Raw genomic sequence first — 18,193 nt, 5'->3', positions numbered from 1 at the left:
GGCGGGAGCGTTAAGCTCCCGCCCTCCTTCTTTTTGTACACAGGCCTGTCATGGAACTCTTGTCACTCGTTTACCGCCAATACCGTTGGCCCTTCATCCTCATTACCCTGCTCAGTCTGCTCAGTGCCGTGAGTGGAATAGCTGTTATTGCCTTTATCAATCAATCACTTATCGAATCAGTTGCAGAGCCATTGCCGGTTCTTGGCCAGCTGATCGGCCTCATTCTCTTGCTGCTGGTCATCACCCTCGGCTCCCAGCTGGCCCTGACCACCCTGGGTCATCACTTCGTCTATCACCTGCGCGGCCGCCTGCTCAAGCAGCTGCTGGACACCGATGTCGCCCGCATTCGCCAGATAGGGCAGGGGCCGCTGCTGGCTTCTCTCTCCAGCGACATCGGCCAGATCACCATCGCCTTCGTGCGCCTGCCGGAGCTGGTGCAGGGGCTGGTACTCACCATTGGCTCTGCCCTCTATCTCGGCTGGCTGTCGCCGTCCCTGCTCGGTGTGACCGCCCTCTGGGTTACCTTTACCATGGTGGTGGGCTGGCTGCTGGTGAACCATGTCTATCGTCACCTGTCCCATATGCGTCAGGCCGAAGACAAGCTCTATCAGAACTATCAGTCCATCATCGCCGGCAGCAAGGAGCTGGCGCTCAATCGCGAGCGGGCTCACTTCGTCTACCACCAGCTCTATGAGCGCAATGCCCAGGACTATCGCCGTCACATCATCAGCGCCGACACCTATCACCTGAGCGCGGTGAACTGGTCGAATATCATGATGCTGGGAGCCATCGGTCTGGTGTTCTTCCTGGCCAATGGCCTCGGTTGGGCCAACTCCAATGTGGCGGCGACCTTCGCGCTGACCTTGCTGTTCCTGCGCACTCCTTTGCTGCAAGGCATTGGCGCCTTGCCGACCCTGATCGCCGCCCAGGTGGCGTTTGACAAGATAACCACCCTGACATTGGCCAAGCCGGATCCTGCCTTCCCGTTGCCGCCGGCCCCTCGCGCTTGGCTGCGGATCCAGCTGGAAGAGGTGAGCTTTCACTATCAGGGGGAGGGCGGCTTTGCCGTGGGCCCCATCAGCCTGACCATCGAGAAGGGAGAGCAGATCTTCATTATCGGTGGCAACGGTTCCGGCAAGTCGACCCTGGCTATGCTGCTGACCGGCCTTTATCAGCCGGTCTCTGGTCGGATCCTGTTGGATGGTGAGCCCATTGCGGATCGCAACGCCTATCTGGCACTGTTCTCCGCCATCTTCACCGACTATCACCTGTTCCAGCATCTGCTGGGGCCTGAGCCCAAGCAGGCGCTGATCACCGAGTGGCTGGAACGGCTGCAGATGGGCAGCAAGTTGCGCATCGAGGATGACTTCATCGCCAACATCGAGCTCTCCCAGGGGCAGCGCAAGCGGGTCGCCCTGCTGCTGGCGCTGGCGGAGCAGCGGGAGGTGATGCTGTTTGATGAGTGGGCCGCGGATCAGGATCCCCAGTTCCGCCGCATCTTCTATCAGGTGTTGTTGCCACGGCTCAAGGAGATGGGCAAGACGGTGATTGCCATCAGTCACGACGATCTCTACTTCTCCCAGGCGGATCGCCTGCTGGAGATGCGTCAGGGCCAGCTCACCGAGCTGACCGGCGAACAACGTGCCCGGGTCAGCCAGGATGCGGTCGCCCATCTGGACACAGACTTGAATGCAGAGGTGCCGGTCTGAATCCGGCCAACAGGAACCGCTTATGTTTGAGATGAAAGCTGCCAGCTTTGCGGTCAATGGCCGCCAACTGCTGCACCCCACCGATCTGCGTTTCGAGCAGGGGCAGGTCTATGGCCTTATCGGCCACAACGGCTCAGGCAAATCCACCCTGCTCAAGCTGCTGGCCCGCCAGCAGCCCCTGAGCGGCGGCGAGATCCTGTTCGACGACAAGCCGCTGAGCGACTGGGGCAACCGGGACTTCGCCCGCCAGGTCGCCTACCTGCCCCAGCATCTGCCGAGTGCCGAGAACCTGATTGGCCGCGAGCTGGTGGAGATGGGGCGCTACCCCTGGCGCGGCCTGCTGGGCCGCATGCGGGAGGAAGATCACCGTCAGGTAGAGAAGGCCATCGAGCTCACTCACACCGAGCCCTTCGCCGATCGGCTGGTGGACACCCTCTCCGGCGGCGAGCGCGGCCGGGTCTGGCTCGCCATGCTGCTGGCCCAGGAGAGCCGTTTCATCCTGCTGGACGAGCCGCTGGCCGCGCTGGATGTGGCCCATCAGATGGAGGTGTTGACCCTGGTCAAGCAGCTCAGCCGTCAGCTCAACCTCGGGGTCATCATCGTCATCCACGACATCAACATGGCCTCCCGCTTCTGCGATCAACTGGTGGCGCTGCACACGGGTCGCCTGCTGATCCACGGTGAGCCTTCGCGCATCATGACCAGCGATACTCTACAGGACATCTATGGCATTCCCATGGAGGTGATGCGTCATCCGGCCCATGCCCACTCCATCGCCATCATCTAGCGGGGCCATCTCGATGCGTTTATTGAAAAAAACGGGCTGGCTCTGCTGCCTGCTGGCACCGCTGCTGTTGCAGGCCGAACCGGCCAAGCCGATCGCTACCGGGCAGGATAGCGGCAAGCCTGCAGTGATCAAACAGGATGCCCAATCCACTCCCCGTATCGCGACGGTTGACTGGACCATAGCGGAAACCCTGCTGGCCCTCGGCGTCACGCCGCTGGCCATGGGGGATGTGGAATCCTACCGCGCCTGGGTGGGGGAGCCCAGGCTGCCCGCCGAGGTGGTGGATATAGGCCTGCGCATGCAACCCAACCGCGAGCTGCTGGCGGAGCTCAAACCCGACCTCATCCTCATCTCGCCGCTGATGGCATCGCTGGAACCCACCCTGTCCCACATTGCGCCGGTGCAATCCATCGCCCTCTATGAACCCGATGCGGGTCTGTGGCAGCGGCTGCACGAGGCGACCCTGACCATAGCCGCGCTGGTGAACAAAACCGCCGAGGCCGAGCGTCAGCTCGCCGTGCTGGAGCGGGATCTGGCACGGATGAAGGGACAACTTCCTGCCAATATTCCCCCTTTGCTGCTGGTGCAATTTATCGACGAGCGCCATGTGCGGGTATTCGGCCGTCACAGCCTGTTCGAGGCGGTGATGAACCGGTTGGGGCTGCGCAACGCCTGGCAGGGGGAGACCAATGCCTGGGGCTTCTCCGTGGTCAGCCTGGAGCAGTTCCTGGCGCTGCCGGAAGCCAGACTGGTGGTGGTCGATCCCATTCCGGTCGGGGTGAGTGAACGGCTGCAGGAGCCGGGACTGTGGCAGCACCTACCGCTGGTGAAGCAGGGCAAGGTGTTACACCTGCCCGCCGTCTGGAGCTTCGGTGGCCTGCTCGCCGCCCGCCGCTTCGCCGATCTGTTGAGTGGCGCCTTGCAAGAGGATAGGTCCTCCGATCCGGCAACTCAGGTGACCGCCAAGGGGGCCATCCAATGAATCACGTTCTTCCCGCGGCCCTGCTCAGGCCCGGCCTGTTCCTGCTGTTGCTGATAGGTGTGCTGGCTGGTTGGGATCTGGCCCACCAGCTGCCGCAAGCGCTCTGGTGGCAGGCCCTGTTCTCGCCACAACTGGACGATGCCCGTCAGGCGGTGATCCACTTCAGCTGGCTGCCGAGGCTAGCGATCTGCCTGCTGGCCGGCGCCGCCCTCGGGCTGGCCGGTACCCTGATGCAACAGGTGCTGCGCAATCCGCTCGCCTCACCGACCACCCTGGGGGTCGCCTCCGGTGCCCAGCTGGCGCTGATGGTGGTGACCCTGTTTGCCCCGAGCTGGCTGCTGATCGGGCGCGAGTGGATCGCCATGCTGGGGGGGAGCCTCGCCATGGGGCTGGTGTTTGCCCTGGCTTGGCGTCGTCAGCTCAACCCTGTGGTCATCGTGTTCGCGGGCCTGGTGATCAACCTCTATCTGGCGGCCGTCAGCCTGGGGTTGCTGCTGTTCTTTCAGGAGGAGCTCAAGGGCCTGCTGGTGTGGGGTAGCGGCTCACTGGCCCAGACCAGCTGGAGCGGGGTCGGCTACCTGTTGCCACGGCTGCTGGTGGCCGGCGTGCTGGCGGCGCTGCTGACCCGCCCGCTGGCGGTGCTGGAGCTGGACGATGCCAGCGCCCGCAGCCTGGGGGTCTCCCTCAAGCACCTGCGCTTCGCCGGGCTCGGCCTCGCGGTTTTCATCACCGCCTGCGTGGTGAGCGTGGTGGGGCTCATCGGTTTTATCGGGCTGGCGGCCCCCGTCATGGTGCGGATGCTGGGGGTGAGGCGGCTCGGCCTGCGGCTGCTGTGGGCACCGGTACTGGGAGCCTTGCTGCTGGCGGCCACCGATCTGTTGTTGCAATCCCTGACCCGCTTCTGGCCCGTGCTGATCCCGACCGGTGCCATGACGGCACTGCTGGGGGCGCCACTGCTGCTCTGGCTGATCCCGCGCCTCACCTTCAAGTCGTCGACGCCTAAATCGGCCAGTGGACTGGTGGTGGAGCGGCATCCGGCGCCGGCCCGCTTCATCGGCCTGCTGGTGGCTGCGCTGGTGGTGGCCATGCTGGCCTCCCTGCTGTTCGGGCAGGGGATGGGTGGCTGGGGTTGGCCGAGCTGGCTCAGATGGCAGGCCCAACTGGAGTGGCGCCTGCCACGTACCCTGGCGGCCGCTGCAGCCGGCGTGCTGCTGGCGCTGGCGGGTACTCTGTTGCAGCGAGTCAGCAACAACCCCATGGCGAGCCCGGAGCTGCTGGGGGTGAGCGGTGGCACCTTTATGGGGGTGATCGCGACAGCCTTGCTGTTGCCGGCTTTGCCGCTGTCCATGATGCTGCTGGGCGGGCTGGTGGGCGCCTTTGGCTGCCTGCTGCTGCTGGTGCTGATCAACCGCAAGCATGGCTTCCAGCCTGAGCGGATTTTGCTGTCCGGCATCGCCATCACGGCGCTGTTTGAGCCGCTGCAGGCCATCGCCCTGGCCAACGGCGATCTGCGGGTGCAGCAGCTGCTCTCCTGGATGTCCGGCTCCACCTATTACGTCACCCAGCCGGTGGCCGTGGCGCTGGCTGTGCTGGCGGTGCTGATGCTGGGGGTCTGTCTGCTGGTGAGCCGTTGGCTGGATCTGATGCCGATGGGGCCGGCGGTGGCGACGGCGCTCGGCATTCGCCTTAACCGCGCCCAGCTCGTCATCCTGCTGCTGGTGGCGGTGCTGACCGCCAGTGCGACCATGGTGATAGGCCCGCTCTCCTTCGCCGGCCTGCTGGCGCCGCACATGGCCAAGCTGATGGGGCTGGTGAGGGCGCGCTGGCACCTGCTCGGGGCGGCGGGCTGCGGCGCCTTGCTGATGGTCTCGGCGGACTGGATAGGTCAACAAGTCCTGTTCCCGCAAGAAGTACCGGTCGGCTTGGTCTCCACCCTGTTAGGGGGCGCTTACTTCATGTGGTGCCTGCGCCGGCTATAGGTTTTAGAATAAAAAACGCACAAAAAAGCCCGGGATAACCCCGGGCTTTTTATTGTCTGTCGTGCGACTTACTTGCCGATGCAGAAGCTGGAGAAAATGCGGCCCAGCAGATCGTCCGAGCTGAACTCGCCGGTGATCTCGCTCAAGGACTCCTGCGCCAGGCGCAGTTCCTCGGCCACCAGCTCCCCTGCCACGAACACTTCCAGCTGTTCCTTTGCCACCAGCAGCCGCTCGGCGGCGCGCTCCAGTGCATCCAGATGGCGACGACGGGCCATGAAGCCCCCCTCGGTATTGCCCTGGAAGCCCATGCAGGCCTTGAGGTGTTCACGCAGCGCAGGCAGCCCCAGCTCGGTTTTGGCGGAGATACGGTAGACGGCGTGGCCCAACTCCTGGCTCGGTGCCAGGTCTTCACCGGTCAGATCGGCCTTGTTGCGCACCACGGTGAGGCCGATGTTTTTTGGCAACCGATCAACAAATTCCGGCCAGATCTCGCGCGGGTCAACCGCCGCCGTGGTGGTGCCATCCACCATAAACAGCACCCGGTCAGCCTGCTCGATCTCGGCCCAGGCGCGCTCGATGCCGATCTGCTCCACCTTGTCCTGGGTGTCACGCAGGCCGGCGGTGTCGATGATGTGCAGCGGCATGCCATCCAGGTGAATGTGCTCGCGCAGCACGTCGCGGGTGGTGCCGGCGATCTCGGTGACGATGGCGGACTCGCGCCCGGCCAGGGCGTTGAGCAGGCTCGACTTGCCGGCGTTGGGACGACCGGCGATCACCACCTTCATCCCCTCCCGCAGCAGGGCGCCTTGCTTGGCCTCACCGCGCACGGCATCCAGTTCGTCCATGATGGTGTACAGATCGCCGGCCACCTTGCCGTCGGAGAGGAAGTCTATCTCCTCATCCGGGAAGTCGATGGCGGCTTCTACATAGATCCGCAACCGGGTGAGGCTCTCTACCAGCTGCTGGATCTTGCCGGAGAACTGGCCCTGCAGGGAGTGCATGGCGCTGCGGGCGGCCTGCTCGCTTGACGCTTCAATCAGATCGGCGATGGCCTCGGCCTGGGCCAGATCCAGCTTGTCGTTGAGGAAGGCGCGCTCGCTGAACTCGCCGGGGCGAGCGGGGCGGATGCCGTCAATCTGCAGGATGCGGCGGATCAGCATGTCCAGGATGACGGGGCCACCGTGACCCTGCAGCTCCAGCACGTCTTCGCCGGTGAAGCTGTTGGGGGCCTTGAACAGCAGGGCGATGCCCTGATCCAGCGGCTGACCCTGCTCGTCATTGAACGGCAGATATTCGGCGTAACGTACCCTGGGCAGCTTGCCGAGTACCACCTCGGCGACCCGCTGGGCGGCGGGGCCGGAGACCCGGACTATGCCGACGCCACCCCGGCCGGGGGCGGTGGCCTGGGCCACGATCGTATCTGTTGTCATTTGCTTGGCTCGTCAGTTCGGTGATTGCGGACATTGTAATAAAAAAGGCGGCCCTAAGGCCGCCTCTTTTGTCATCGAAAGCAAGATCAGCTGCGGGTATGCAGGCCTTTCTTCTCCAGCTGACGATAGATAATCGTCTGTTGGGTGATGGAGATGACGTTGCTCACCAGCCAGTACAGGGTCAGACCTGCCGGGAACCAGAGGAACATGAAGGTGAAGATGATCGGCATGAACTGCATCACTTTCTGTTGCATCGGGTCGGTGATGGTGGTCGGGCTCATCTTCTGCAGATACCACATGGAAGCACCCATGAGGATTGGCAGCACGAAGAAGGGGTCCTTCACCGACAGGTCGGTGATCCACAGGGCGAACGGCGCATGACGCAGTTCAACCGATTCCATCAGTGCCCAGTACAGGGCGATGAAGATAGGCATCTGCACCAGGATCGGCAGACAGCCACCGAGCGGGTTGACCTTCTCCTTCTTGTACAGCTCCATCATGCCCTGGGACATCTTCTGGCGATCGTCACCGAAGCGTTCCTTGAGCGCAGCCAGCTTGGGTTGCAGCATGCGCATCTTGGCCATGGAGGTGTACTGGGCCTTGGTCAGCGGGAACATGATACCGCGTACCAGCAGGGTCAGCATGATGATGGCCACACCCCAGTTCTGGACGAAACCGTGGAACACGGTCAGCAGCCAGTGCAGCGGTTGGGCGATGAACCAGAGCCAGCCGTAGTCGACGGTCAGGTCGAGGTGGTTTGCCACCTTGGCCATCTGGTCTTGCAGCTTGGGACCCACCCACAGCTTGCTGCCCACTTCGGCCTGTTGGCCGGCAGCCACGTCAACCAGCGGTGCCTTGTAGCCGATGATGGCCTGGTCTTTACCCGGGATCACGCGGCTGTAGAAGCTGTTGGTATCGTCGGCATTCGGCGCCCAGGCAGAGACGAAGTAGTGTTGCAGCATGGCGACCCAACCACCCTTGGTGGTCTTGTTCAGGTCGGCATCCTTCATCTCGTCGAAGGTGTACTTCTTGTAGCGGGTGTCTTCGCTGGAGAAGGCACCACCACGGTAGGCGCTGGCCACCATGGCATGACCTTCCTGATCCTTCGGTGTGGTCACGGTCTGCTTCAGCTGACCATAGAACTGCACCTGAACCGGCTCGGCAGATTTGTTGTCGATCTTGTAATCGACGCCAATCGCATAGTCACCGCGTTTGAGCACGAATTCCTTGGTGAAGACCACGCCCTTGCTGTCGGTCCAGGTCATGGGAACCACGACTTGATCCTGACCGTCGGCCAGCTGATAGCTGGTCTGGGCGGCTTCATAGGTAGGACGACCCTGAGGCTGGCTGTCCGGGCCATCACGACCCACCAGACCGCTCTGGGCAACATAGATGTGCGCAGGTTGGCTGGTCAGCAGCGTGAACGCCTGTTCCTTGCCTTCTTCCAGCTTGTGGGCCAGCAGCTCGGCAGAGACGATGTCACCGCCCTGGGTATCCAGGGTCAGCTTGAGCACGTCGGAGGAGACGGTGACCAGCTTGCGTGCGGTAGTGGCGTTGGCTTGCTCGGAAACCTGAGGAATATCACCGGTCTGACCGGCTTCAGGTACGAAATGTTCGGTTTGGGCCACGGTAGTCGGGGCCGGCTTCGGAGCCTTGTCGGACTCCCACTGTTGCCAGAGCAAGAAGCTCACGAACAGCAAACCGATCAGGAGTAAATTGCGTTGTGATTCCATAGTCTTCAGTTTCTTCGCTTTGGTTGCGGAACCGGGTCATAACCACCCTCGGATAAGGGATGGCATTTTAATAGACGTTTGCTAGCTAACCAAACGCCTTTTATGAAACCGTGAAGTCGGATGGCTTCTATCGCAAATTGGGAACAAGTCGGAGTGAAACGGCAGCGCGGCCCGAGCAGGGGACTAATGATTAGCTGATACAGGCGTATCAGTTTGATAGCTACCCATTGCAACGGCGTGACAGAGTGCGCCATAGCTTTTCCAGTAACTTGAACAACTCCTCGTTATCCATCTCTTTGACGCCACCCTTGGCGATAACGACGATGTCGATAGCGGGCAGATTGGCTTGGTTGAGACGGAAGCTTTCCCGCACCACTCGTTTGACACGGTTACGCCAGACGGCACGCTTGAGTGCTTTTTTGGGCACAGCGAGGCCAAGACGGGGGTGTTCGAGGGTATTGGGGCAAGCAAGAAGCGTAATTTGCGGAGAAGCGGCCCGGACAGGCTCGGCGAAAACGCGTTTGAAGTGTTCGGGAGTTAACAGACGTAACTCCCGAGAGAAGGTGTGCTGGGTAGGCATTAGACTACCAGGCGGGCACGACCCTTGGCACGACGAGCGGCCAGAACTTTGCGACCGTTGGCAGTAGCCATGCGAGCGCGGAAACCGTGAGAGCGCTTACGCTTCAGGTTGGACGGTTGAAAAGTACGTTTCATGATTCGATTCCGTATTTCTGTACAGTTTTGATTGTCACACTTAGCCGACGCGCCAGCTATAGCGTGTGACGACTAGCAAAAGAGGCCGAATTCTAAACAGAGTTCGGCTTCCAGTCAATCCGCCGTACCCCCTCATCTTGCGCTAACTCCTAAAGAGGCAGTGAAAGCTGACAGGATCCGAAGGATCAAGGGCCCGAATTATACTGGCAACCCGGGGTTAAACAAGGATCCCTCAATAAAAAAGGCGGCAAAGCCGCCAAAGAGAGAGCTATTTAAGTACTTTTCGCAGGAACTCCCGGGTGCGGGGATCCTGCGGATCGACCAATATCTGGCTCGGTGGGCCCTGTTCCACGATCCGGCCCCCCTCCATGAAGATCACCCGATCGGCGACATCACGGGCAAACTCGATCTCGTGGGTCACCACCACCATGGTCTGGTGCTGGCTGGCGAGCTGTTTCATCAGGCCAAGTACCTCATCGACCCACTCGGGATCGAGCGCCGAGGTAGGCTCATCGAACAGGATCACCTTGGAATGGGCCGCCATGGCGCGACCTATACCTACCCGCTGTTGTTGGCCGCCGGACAGCGACGCCGGGTAGGCATCCTGTTTATCGGCGAGGCCAATGTCTTTGAGGATGCCCAGCGCGGTGGCGCGGGCCTCTGCCTTCGGCTGCTTCCAGACGGTGATGAGACCCTCGGCGATGTTGTCCAGCGCGGTCTTGTTGGCAAACAGGGCGTAGTTCTGGAACACGAAGGAGGTGCGCTTGCGCAGCTCGATGGCCTGCTTCTCGTCGGCGTGGGCCAGGTTGAGCTGCAGATCATCGATGGCAAGCTGGCCCGCATCCGGTGTCTCCAGCAGGTTGAGGCAGCGCAGCAGGGTCGATTTACCGGTGCCGGAGGGGCCGATAATGACCACTATCTCCCCCTTCTTGACCTCCAGATCGATGCTGTTGAGCACCACATTGTCATCAAACGCCTTGGTGAGGCCGCTCAGTTTGATCATGAGTTGTTCCTCAGTAGGCGCGGTTGAGACGCACTTCCAGCAGATGCTGCAAGCGGGTGAAGAAGATGACCACCACCCAGTAGACCAGGGCCACCGCCATGAAGCTCTCGAAGAACTTGAAGGAGGAGGCGGCTTCCATCTGCGCTTTCCCCATGATCTCCGCCACGCCCAGGGTGAAGGCGAGCGAGGTGCTCTTGATCATGTCGATGAAGTAGTTCATCAGCGATGGGGTCGCGATGCGCGCCGCCTGGGGCAGGATGATCCTCTGCATCGCCTGATAGCGACTCATGCCGATGCTGAGGGCAGCTTCCATCTGGCTCTTGTTGATCCCCAGGATGGCAGCCCGGATCGACTCGGCCATGTAGGCGGCAAAGTGCAGGGTCAGGCCGATGATGGCGGCGGTAAAGGCATCCATTCCCACGAAGATGGGGAACAGTTGCGGCAGGCCGTAGTAGAGCAGGAACAGCTGAACGAGCAGGGGTGTACCTCGGAAGAACGAGATATAGAGCATCGCCAGCCAGTGAATTGCGGGAACGCGAAACACCCGTACTATCGCCAGGGCCAGCGACAGTACGAGTGCCAATACGAATCCCCACAGGGCCATTTCCATCGTGGTGCCCAGATACTTGAGCAGGATGGGGAACAGCCCGAGTGTGTACTCGAGGTCGAATTCCATCATTTATTTGTTAGTGATGTCCGCTGCGAACCATTTTTCCGAGATCTTGGTCAGGGAGCCGTCTTTGCGCATGGCGGTCAGGGCATCATCAACCTTCTTCAGCACGGCCTGTTTTTCCGGGGTCTTCAGGAAGGGCAGGGCGTTTTCGATGGTCTCGAACGGCTTGCCGGCCTGTTGCAGCGGAAGCTTGGATTCCTTGATCAGCTGGGCGGTGGAGACGCGGTCCATCACGAAGGCGTCGATGCGGCCCAGGGCCACATCCTGCTCGAAGCTGGAGTCATAGGTACGGACATCGATCTTCTTGTTCGGATCATTCTTGCGCAGCAGCTCTTCGAAGTTGGAGCCGAGGTTCACCGCGACGGTTTTGCCTTCCAGATCCTTGAGACCGTGGATGGTGCTGTTGCCCTTGCGCACCACGATCTGGGCGCCGTCATAGACATAGGGCTGGGAGAAGGCGTACTTGGCCTTGCGCTCGTCGGTGATGGTGATCTGGTTGGAGATGGTATCGACGCGACCGGTTTCCAGCATGCCAAACAGGCCGGAGAAGCTGGCGGTGACGAACTCTACCTTGTAACCGGTGCGCTCACCGATCTGGTTCCACATGTCCACCTCAAAGCCCTGCAGCTTGTCCTGCTTGACGAAGGTGAACGGGAAATACTTGCCGGACATACCGACCTTGATGGTTTCCTGGGCAACCGCCTGGCCAGACAGGGTGGCCAGCAAAATGGCTGCGCCGGAGATCAGTTTGATAGTGGATGTCATGGGATTCCTCTCTCTCTATATTGTTTTGTATTTTTAGTTGTAATCACGGGTTGGCGCAGATGTTATTGGAATAAAATATAAAGAATAAATGATATTTGGTTATATAAAATAACCGCAGCAGCACCGAATCATTCTGTCCACACCCCAGCTGGTAGCTGTGGGTAACTTTGGGGATGAAATCAGATCCTGGGGCGCTGGATCCTTGAAAGTCAAGGATCTTATTTGCTGGATCCGCGTGGCGGCAACTAGAGATCCAGCCGCTAAAAACGTAGAATAGCCGGTCTTTAGTTAATCAATTGACGGGAGTCTAGAGTGACTGCTTCGCTATGGCAGCAGTGCCTAAACCGGCTGCAAGATGAGTTGCCCTCGGCAGAATTCAGCATGTGGATCCGGCCGCTTCAAGCGGAGTTGAGTGACAATACTCTGACCCTGTATGCACCTAATCGCTTCGTTCTGGATTGGGTACGCGACAAGTACCTGCTCCGGGTCAACGGCATCATCAATGAGCTCTGTGGCGTCGATGGTCCCACCCTGCGTTTTGACATAGGTAATCGTCCCCATCCCGTCGCGGTCGCAAGAGCGCCGGCGCGTGGTGCTGCGCCTGTGAATAACTTGCAGAAGAGTTGGGAAAGCAAGGCGGAAACCAAGCCCGAGCCGAACCATAAGAGCAACACCAACGTGAACTATACCTTCGAGAATTTCGTCGAAGGTAAGTCCAACCAGTTGGCCCGTGCGGCGGCCCGTCAGGTGGCCGACAATCCGGGTGGCGCTTATAACCCGCTGTTCCTCTATGGTGGCACCGGTCTGGGCAAGACCCACCTGCTGCACGCCGTTGGCAATGCCATCAAAGAGCGCAAGAAAGACGCCAAAGTCATCTACATGCACTCCGAGCGCTTCGTCCAGGACATGGTGAAGGCGCTGCAGAATAACGCCATTGAAGAGTTCAAGCGTTATTACCGTAGCGTCGATGCCTTGCTCATCGATGACATCCAGTTCTTCGCCAACAAGGAGCGCTCCCAGGAGGAGTTCTTCCATACCTTCAACGCCTTGCTCGAAGGTAACCAGCAGATCATCCTGACCTCGGATCGCTATCCGAAAGAGATCAACGGGGTGGAGGATCGTCTCAAGTCCCGCTTCGGTTGGGGCCTGACCGTGGCGATCGAACCGCCCGAGCTGGAGACCCGCGTCGCGATCCTGATGCGCAAGGCGGACGAGAACCAGATCCACCTGCCGGACGAAGTCGCCTTCTTCATCGCCAAGCGACTGAGATCCAACGTCCGTGAACTGGAAGGGGCCCTCAACCGGGTCATCGCCAACGCCAACTTCACCGGCCGTGCCATCAACATCGATTTCGTGCGTGAAGCGCTGCGCGACTTGCTGGCCTTGCAGGAGAAGCTGGTCACCATCGACAACATCCAGAAGACGGTGGCGGAGTACTACAAGATCAAGTTGGCGGATCTGCTGTCCAAACGCCGCTCACGCTCCGTTGCCCGTCCACGCCAGCTGGCGATGGCACTGGCCAAGGAGCTGACCAACCACAGTTTGCCGGAGATAGGGGATGCCTTTGGTGGCCGTGACCACACTACCGTTCTTCATGCCTGCCGCAAGATCGAGCAGCTGAAGGAGGAGAGTCACGACATCAAGGAAGACTATTCCAACCTGATCCGTACCCTTTCTTCCTGATAACGGAACGGAGTGGACAGATGCAGTGTGAATATTCCAACCTGATCCGAACCTTTTCCTCCTAATCACAACGGAGAGCACAGATGCAGCTCGAAATTAGCCGTGAGGCCCTGTTACGTCCTCTGCAACTGGTGTCCGGTGCCCTGGGTGGCCGGCCGACCCTGCCGATCCTCGGCAACGTCCTGCTCGATGTCAGCAACGGTCTGCTATCCCTGACCGGTACCGACCTCGAAGTGGAGATGATCGGTCAGGTCTATCTCAACAGCGACAGCCAGGATGGCCGCACCACAGTGCCGGCCCGCAAGCTGCTGGATATCTGCCGTGGCCTGCCGGAAGGGGCGGACATTCGCCTCAGCACCGAAGGCGAACGCTTGATCATCCGCTCCGGCCGCTCCCGCTTCAATCTGTCGACCCTGCCGGCGACCGAGTATCCGAATATCGAGGACTGGGAGTCCGTGCTCGAATTCGACATCAGTCAGCTGGAACTGAAGAAGCTGATCGATGCGACCCAGTTCTCCATGGCCAGCCAGGACGTGCGCTACTACCTGAACGGCATGCTGTTCGAGAGCGAAGGCCATGGCCTGCGCACCGTCGCAACCGACGGTCACCGTCTCGCCACCTGCCGTCGTGAAGTGGTACAAGAATCGCTGCCCGATCATCAGGTTATCCTGCCCCGTAAAGGGGTGCTTGAGCTGGTGCGCCTGCTTGAGGCGGAAGACAAGCCGGTACGGCTGCAGATCGGCCGCAGCAACCTGCGCGCCGCGCTGGATGGCTTCATCTTCACCTCCAAGCTGGTAGATGGCCGCTTCCCGGACTGGCGCCGGGTCATTCCGCGCAACAGCGACAAGGCGTTGATCGCCGGTCGTGAGGATCTGCGCCAGGCCTTCGCCCGCGCCGCCATTCTTTCCAACGAAAAATTCCGTGGGGTGCGTCTCAATTTGCAGCAACATTTGCTGCGCATCACCGCCAACAACCCGGAACAGGAAGAAGCGGAAGAGCTGCTTGACGTACAATACGAGGCCAGCGAGATGGAGATCGGCTTCAACGTCTCCTATGTGCTGGACGTGCTGAATACGTTAAAATGTGACCAGATCCGGATCAGCCTGAGCGATTCCATCAGCAGTGCCATTATTGAGGATTTTGACAGCCAAGATGCTCAGTACGTGGTGATGCCGATGCGGATCTAGTCGTGTCCCTGGTCAAACTTCAGCTCAGTGACTTTCGCAATATCCAGCAGGCCAGTCTCAAGCTGTCCCCCGGCCTCAACATCCTGGTCGGGTGCAACGGCAGCGGCAAGACCAGCGTGCTGGAAGCCATTCATTATCTCGGTCTCGGTCGTTCCTTTCGTACTCACCTGACCGGGCGGGTCATCCGCCAGGGGGAGCGGGCCTTCACCCTGTTTGCCCAGTGCGAACTGGAGGGGCGTCAGGTGCCCATCGGCCTCGCCAAGGACAAGAGCGGCGAGACCCAGCTCAAGATCGCCGGGGCTCAGGCCCAGCGATTGGCCGAGCTGGCCGAGTTGCTACCGGTGCAGTTGATCCATCCCGATGGTTTCAATCTGTTGACCGGTGGGCCCCAGGCGCGCCGTGCCTGGCTGGATTGGGGTGTTTTTCATCAGGAGCCGACCTTCTTCTCCCTGTGGGGACGAGTGCGGCGGCTACTGAAACAACGTAATGCCTTGCTGCGTCAGAGCAGTCAGTATCGCCAGTTGGCGTTCTGGGATCAGGAGTTAGTACGGCTGGGGACTGAATTAGCAGCGTTTCGCGCCAGTTATTGTCAGGCCATTACGCCCCTGATCAAGGAGATGACGGCGGATTTCTTGCCGGAATTCGACATCAGTCTCGGTTTCTACCGGGGCTGGGAGAAAGACCGCCCCCTCGGCGAATTGCTGGAGGCGGGGTTTGAGCGGGATCGCTCGCTGGGTTACACAGGGGTAGGCCCACAGAAGGCCGATGTGCGACTCAAGGCGAACGGGGTGCCCGCTCAGGATATTTTGTCCAGGGGTCAGCTGAAGTTGTTGGTCTGTGCCATGCGACTGGCCCAAGGGCTCTATTTGAATCAACATAGCAGCCGCGGCTGTATTTTTTTAATTGACGATTTTGCCTCTGAACTGGATGTCGACAAGCGCCGCTTGCTGGCCGCAAGGCTGAAGCAGTGTGCGTCCCAGGTGTTTATCACCGCCATCGATACCGGTCAGCTCGCAGACATGATGGATGCGAATGACTGCAAGTTGTTCCACGTGGAACAAGGCAAGATCTCCGAAACGTTAGAGAAGGCAGAGAGTAAGCTATGAGTGAAAATACTTACGACTCCTCGAATATCAAGGTGCTGAAGGGCCTGGATGCGGTCCGCAAGCGCCCGGGGATGTACATCGGCGACACGGATGATGGCTCGGGTCTGCACCACATGGTGTTTGAAGTCGTCGATAACTCCATCGATGAGGCTCTGGCTGGCTACTGCTCCGATATTCTGGTCAAGATCCATTCAGACGGTTCCGTCTCCGTGCGTGACAACGGTCGGGGCATCCCGGTCGACATCCACGAAGAGGAAGGCCGCTCCGCCGCCGAAGTCATCATGACCGTGCTGCACGCAGGCGGTAAGTTCGATGACAACTCCTACAAGGTGTCTGGCGGCCTGCACGGCGTGGGCGTCTCCGTGGTGAACGCCCTGTCCGACAAGCTGCTGCTGACCATTCGTCGTAACGGCCATGTCTACGAGCAGACCTATCACTTGGGCGAGCCGCAGGCACCGCTCAAGCAGATCGGCGACAGCTCTTCCGGCACCGGTACCGAAGTACGCTTCTGGCCAAGCCCTACCATCTTCAGCGATACCCTGTATCACTACGAGATCCTGGCCAAGCGCCTGCGCGAACTCTCCTTCCTCAACTCAGGCGTGTCTATCCGTCTGCAAGACGAGCGTGATGGCCGTGAGGTGCATTTCTGCTACGAGGGCGGCATCAAGGCCTTCGTCGAATACCTGAACCAGAACAAGACCCCGATCCACCCGAAGGTGTTCCACTTCTCCACCGAGCAGGATGGCATCGGCGTCGAAGTCGCCATGCAGTGGAACGACGCCTATCAGGAAGGGGTGTATTGCTTCACCAACAACATCCCGCAGCGGGATGGTGGTACTCATCTGGTGGGCTTCCGTACCGCACTGACCCGTACCCTCAACACCTACATGGATAAAGAGGACTACAGCAAGAAGGCCAAGTCGGCCGCCAGTGGCGACGACGTGCGTGAAGGTCTGATTGCGGTCATCTCGGTCAAGGTGCCTGATCCCAAGTTCTCCTCCCAGACCAAGGACAAGCTGGTCTCTTCCGAAGTGAAGACCGCCGTCGAACAGGCGATGGGTGAGAAGCTCGGTGAGTTCCTGCTGGAAAACCCGGGCGATGCCAAGATCGTGGTCAACAAGATCATCGATGCGGCCCGTGCCCGTGAGGCGGCCCGCAAGGCGCGTGAACTGACTCGCCGCAAGGGTGCGCTGGACATCGCTGGCTTGCCCGGCAAGCTGGCAGACTGCCAGGAGAAAGACCCGGCCCTGTCTGAACTCTACATAGTGGAAGGGGACTCTGCTGGCGGCTCCGCCAAGCAGGGTCGCAACCGCAAGAACCAGGCCATACTGCCGCTCAAGGGCAAGATCCTGAACGTGGAGAAGGCCCGTTTCGACAAGATGATCTCCTCGCAAGAGGTGGGCACCCTGATCACCGCCCTGGGCTGTGGCATCGGTCGTGACGAGTACAACCCGGACAAACTGCGCTACCACAACATCATCATCATGACCGATGCGGACGTCGATGGTGCGCACATCCGGACTCTGCTGCTGACCTTCTTCTACCGCCAGATGCCGGAAATCATCGAGCGTGGCTATGTCTTCATCGCCCAGCCGCCGTTGTACAAGGTCAAGAAGGGCAAGCAGGAGCAGTATCTGAAAGATGAAGATGCGCTGCTGCAGTACCAGACGGCTATGGCGTTGGATGGTGCGACCCTGCACGTCAACGAATCTGCCCCGGCCATCGGTGGTGAAGCGCTGGAGCGTCTGGTCAATCAGCATCGCGCCGTCTCTCACCTGATCTCCCGCATGTCTCGCCGTGCACCGGACGCCGTCTTGACCCAGCTGATCTATCAGCCTGAGTTGAACGAAGCACTGCTGGCCAGCGAAAGCGATCTGCTGGCCTGGTGCCTGGCCATGGAAGCCGTTCTCAACGAGAGCAACCACGGCATCCAGTACCAGATCCAGGTCCGTCGCGACGAAGAGCGCAGCCTGTTCGTGCCGCACGCCGTGGTACGTCAGCATGGTGTCGATCGCGAATACCCGATCAGCTACGACTTCCTGCAGTCCGGTGAATACCGTCAGCTGGTTTCTCTGGGCAAGGAGATCGCCAACCTGATCGAGGACGGCGGTTTCATCAAGCGTGGCGAGAAGGTCAAACCGGTCGCCAACTTCGTGGAAGCCGTCGACTGGCTGATGGGTGAAGGCAAGCGCGGCATCTACATCCAGCGCTATAAAGGGCTGGGTGAGATGAACCCGGAACAGCTGTGGGAAACTACCATGGATCCGGAAGCGCGCCGCATGCTGCGCGTGACCATCGATGATGCCGTCGGTGCCGATCAGCTGTTCTCCACCCTGATGGGTGATGCGGTCGAGCCGCGTCGTGACTTTATCGAGACCAACGCTTTGCGCGTGGCCAACCTCGACGTCTAATTCGACTCTATCATCGCGATATAAAAAAGCC

16 protein-coding genes are annotated in these 18,193 nt (G+C 60.2%); 8 read left to right on the top strand and 8 right to left on the bottom strand.

From position 1 onward, the window contains the following. Positions 1-50: 50 nt before the first annotated feature. The 4 genes from BN1137_RS08765 to fhuB are packed head-to-tail and all read left to right on the top strand — an operon-like array spanning position 51 to position 5,457. Entirely contained in the window at positions 51-1,709 is a 1,659-nt protein-coding gene (locus BN1137_RS08765; protein ID WP_050718236.1) for a multidrug ABC transporter permease/ATP-binding protein, read from the top strand. A 22-nt stretch (positions 1,710-1,731) separates the two neighbouring features. After that, positions 1,732-2,496: an ATP-binding cassette domain-containing protein gene (locus BN1137_RS08760; RefSeq protein ID WP_050718235.1), complete on the top strand. Its 765-nt coding sequence runs from the start codon at positions 1,732-1,734 to the stop codon at positions 2,494-2,496. Positions 2,497-2,509: 13 nt separating this feature from the next. After that, complete coding sequence (locus BN1137_RS08755; protein WP_050718234.1) at positions 2,510-3,478, top strand: ABC transporter substrate-binding protein; 969 nt, start codon at positions 2,510-2,512, stop codon at positions 3,476-3,478. After that, entirely contained in the window at positions 3,475-5,457 is a 1,983-nt protein-coding gene (fhuB, locus tag BN1137_RS08750) for a Fe(3+)-hydroxamate ABC transporter permease FhuB (protein ID WP_050718233.1), read from the top strand. Before BN1137_RS08755 ends, fhuB begins: the two co-directional genes overlap by 4 nt. 68 nt (positions 5,458-5,525) lie before the next feature. Here fhuB and mnmE read toward each other — a convergent pair whose 3' ends face one another. The 8 genes from mnmE to BN1137_RS08715 all read right to left on the bottom strand — a co-directional run bounded on the left by mnmE (position 5,526) and on the right by BN1137_RS08715 (position 11,775). After that, positions 5,526-6,887 carry a tRNA uridine-5-carboxymethylaminomethyl(34) synthesis GTPase MnmE gene (mnmE, locus tag BN1137_RS08745; protein ID WP_050718232.1) on the bottom strand — a complete coding sequence of 454 codons (1,362 nt, stop codon included), beginning with the start codon at positions 6,885-6,887 and terminating at the stop codon, positions 5,526-5,528. Positions 6,888-6,973: 86 nt separating this feature from the next. Continuing rightward, a complete protein-coding gene (gene yidC, locus BN1137_RS08740; protein ID WP_050718231.1) occupies positions 6,974-8,620 on the bottom strand; it encodes a membrane protein insertase YidC in 1,647 nt (548 codons plus the stop codon). Between the two features lie 5 nt (positions 8,621-8,625). Further along, the gene (gene yidD / locus BN1137_RS21895; RefSeq protein WP_010672280.1) at positions 8,626-8,874 is read right to left on the bottom strand and encodes a membrane protein insertion efficiency factor YidD; all 249 of its coding nucleotides are present in this window, start codon (positions 8,872-8,874) and stop codon (positions 8,626-8,628) included. Then, positions 8,841-9,200, bottom strand: coding sequence for a ribonuclease P protein component (gene rnpA, locus BN1137_RS08735; RefSeq protein ID WP_033129678.1), 360 nt, complete (start codon positions 9,198-9,200; stop codon positions 8,841-8,843). Before rnpA ends, yidD begins: the two co-directional genes overlap by 34 nt. Further along, positions 9,200-9,334 (bottom strand): 50S ribosomal protein L34, encoded by a 135-nt coding sequence (rpmH, locus tag BN1137_RS08730; protein ID WP_005307156.1) that lies wholly within the window; start codon positions 9,332-9,334, stop codon positions 9,200-9,202. The genes rnpA and rpmH overlap by 1 nt, the downstream gene beginning before the upstream one ends. Before the next feature lie 268 nt (positions 9,335-9,602). After that, positions 9,603-10,337: an amino acid ABC transporter ATP-binding protein gene (locus BN1137_RS08725; RefSeq protein ID WP_050718230.1), complete on the bottom strand. Its 735-nt coding sequence runs from the start codon at positions 10,335-10,337 to the stop codon at positions 9,603-9,605. Between the two features lie 10 nt (positions 10,338-10,347). After that, complete coding sequence (locus tag BN1137_RS08720) at positions 10,348-11,016, bottom strand: amino acid ABC transporter permease (protein WP_157433685.1); 669 nt, start codon at positions 11,014-11,016, stop codon at positions 10,348-10,350. Beyond that, entirely contained in the window at positions 11,017-11,775 is a 759-nt protein-coding gene (locus BN1137_RS08715; protein ID WP_050718229.1) for an amino acid ABC transporter substrate-binding protein, read from the bottom strand. A 312-nt stretch (positions 11,776-12,087) separates the two neighbouring features. Between BN1137_RS08715 and dnaA the strand changes: the two genes are divergently transcribed. The 4 genes from dnaA to gyrB all read left to right on the top strand — a co-directional run bounded on the left by dnaA (position 12,088) and on the right by gyrB (position 18,162). Next, positions 12,088-13,458, top strand: coding sequence for a chromosomal replication initiator protein DnaA (gene dnaA, locus BN1137_RS08710; protein WP_050718228.1), 1,371 nt, complete (start codon positions 12,088-12,090; stop codon positions 13,456-13,458). An 83-nt stretch (positions 13,459-13,541) separates the two neighbouring features. Further along, positions 13,542-14,645, top strand: coding sequence for a DNA polymerase III subunit beta (dnaN, locus tag BN1137_RS08705; protein WP_050718227.1), 1,104 nt, complete (start codon positions 13,542-13,544; stop codon positions 14,643-14,645). Positions 14,646-14,647: 2 nt separating this feature from the next. Continuing rightward, on the top strand, positions 14,648-15,751 hold the full coding sequence (gene recF / locus BN1137_RS08700) for a DNA replication/repair protein RecF (RefSeq protein WP_050718226.1): 1,104 nt from the start codon (positions 14,648-14,650) through the stop codon (positions 15,749-15,751). Next, positions 15,748-18,162 (top strand): DNA topoisomerase (ATP-hydrolyzing) subunit B, encoded by a 2,415-nt coding sequence (gyrB, locus tag BN1137_RS08695; RefSeq protein ID WP_050718225.1) that lies wholly within the window; start codon positions 15,748-15,750, stop codon positions 18,160-18,162. The genes recF and gyrB overlap by 4 nt, the downstream gene beginning before the upstream one ends. Positions 18,163-18,193 lie beyond the last annotated feature (31 nt).

The organism is Aeromonas tecta (genome assembly GCF_000820185.1).
Taxonomy (GTDB): Bacteria; Pseudomonadota; Gammaproteobacteria; order Enterobacterales; family Aeromonadaceae; genus Aeromonas; species Aeromonas tecta.
The sequence above is the reverse complement of the archived record's forward strand: the minus strand, read 5'-3'. Positions and strand labels throughout refer to the sequence as shown.

Excerpts from the sequence above, each read along its gene's own strand:
- BN1137_RS08765 (WP_050718236.1), top strand. The coding sequence starts at position 51 with ATGGAACTCTTGTCACTCGTTTACCGCCAATACCGTTGGCCCTTCATC.
- BN1137_RS08760 (WP_050718235.1), top strand. The coding sequence starts at position 1,732 with ATGTTTGAGATGAAAGCTGCCAGCTTTGCGGTCAATGGCCGCCAACTG.
- BN1137_RS08755 (WP_050718234.1), top strand. The coding sequence starts at position 2,510 with ATGCGTTTATTGAAAAAAACGGGCTGGCTCTGCTGCCTGCTGGCACCG.
- fhuB (WP_050718233.1), top strand. The coding sequence starts at position 3,475 with ATGAATCACGTTCTTCCCGCGGCCCTGCTCAGGCCCGGCCTGTTCCTG.
- mnmE (WP_050718232.1), bottom strand. The coding sequence starts at position 6,887 with ATGACAACAGATACGATCGTGGCCCAGGCCACCGCCCCCGGCCGGGGT.
- yidC (WP_050718231.1), bottom strand. The coding sequence starts at position 8,620 with ATGGAATCACAACGCAATTTACTCCTGATCGGTTTGCTGTTCGTGAGC.
- yidD (WP_010672280.1), bottom strand. The coding sequence starts at position 8,874 with ATGGCGCACTCTGTCACGCCGTTGCAATGGGTAGCTATCAAACTGATA.
- rnpA (WP_033129678.1), bottom strand. The coding sequence starts at position 9,200 with ATGCCTACCCAGCACACCTTCTCTCGGGAGTTACGTCTGTTAACTCCC.
- rpmH (WP_005307156.1), bottom strand. The coding sequence starts at position 9,334 with ATGAAACGTACTTTTCAACCGTCCAACCTGAAGCGTAAGCGCTCTCAC.
- BN1137_RS08725 (WP_050718230.1), bottom strand. The coding sequence starts at position 10,337 with ATGATCAAACTGAGCGGCCTCACCAAGGCGTTTGATGACAATGTGGTG.
- BN1137_RS08720 (WP_157433685.1), bottom strand. The coding sequence starts at position 11,016 with ATGATGGAATTCGACCTCGAGTACACACTCGGGCTGTTCCCCATCCTG.
- BN1137_RS08715 (WP_050718229.1), bottom strand. The coding sequence starts at position 11,775 with ATGACATCCACTATCAAACTGATCTCCGGCGCAGCCATTTTGCTGGCC.
- dnaN (WP_050718227.1), top strand. The coding sequence starts at position 13,542 with ATGCAGCTCGAAATTAGCCGTGAGGCCCTGTTACGTCCTCTGCAACTG.
- gyrB (WP_050718225.1), top strand. The coding sequence starts at position 15,748 with ATGAGTGAAAATACTTACGACTCCTCGAATATCAAGGTGCTGAAGGGC.